The sequence below is a fragment of the Rhizobium sp. P32RR-XVIII genome (genome assembly GCF_012641395.1).
Classification (GTDB): domain Bacteria; phylum Pseudomonadota; class Alphaproteobacteria; order Rhizobiales; family Rhizobiaceae; genus Rhizobium.
Map to the genome: position 1 here is coordinate 1 of NZ_JABAIH010000085.1, position 804 is coordinate 804.

The following is an 804-nucleotide window of genomic DNA, read 5'->3' on the forward strand; positions in this document are numbered from 1 at the left end:
GCCAATATGACATCCGTGTCCGCAAAGCGTCCCCGGACTACAACGGCGGAGATACCGTATCCGAGACGACATACTGGACAGCTCTTCGGGGTCGGCGCAATGCATCGGTTGTCAGCTTCAACAAGCCGTTGACGCTAATCGCCGTTCGCATCAAGGCGACCGGTGAGCTTTCCGGAACTGTCGATACGTTGAACTGCATCGCATATCCCACTATCCCGTCGTGGAGCGGCACGGCATGGATCTTGAATACGACGACCAACCCCGCCGATTACTTCCGAAACGTTCTCCAAGGCAGTGCCAACGCACGGCCTGTGCCGGATAGCCAGATCGATCTGCAAAGCCTGCAGGACTGGGCTGTCTATTGCTACGTCAACGGGTTCACCTTCGAGTATGTCGCGACGGAACAGCGCTCTGTTTACGAGATGCTGACGATGATTGCGGCTGCTGGCCGTGCCGCCGTGTCGCTTCGTGACGGCCGATGGGGTGTTGTTTGGGACGTCGAGGATTCGCCGATCGTCCAGCACTTCACACCGCGCAACTCGTGGGGCTTCTCGTCCAATCGTGGCTATGCCGACCTGCCGCATGGCTTCCGGGTGTCCTTTATCAACCGTGACAACGGCTACCTTAATGACGAGCGGGTTGTCTATGACGATGGATACACGGCTGCGAATGCCACTAAGTTCGAGGGCTTGGATTTCCCCGGCGTTACCGACAAGGATCTGGTGTGGAAGCATGGCCGCTATCACATCGCGCAGAACCGCCTACAGCGCGAAGTCTACACACTTTCCACGGATTTCGAGCACC

The 804-nt window shown here is 57.7% G+C and carries 1 pseudogene; it reads left to right on the forward strand.

Features of this window, described 5'->3' with window-relative positions:
• Positions 1-804, forward strand: a pseudogene (locus HGP14_RS35155) (phage tail protein); the annotation flags it as partial.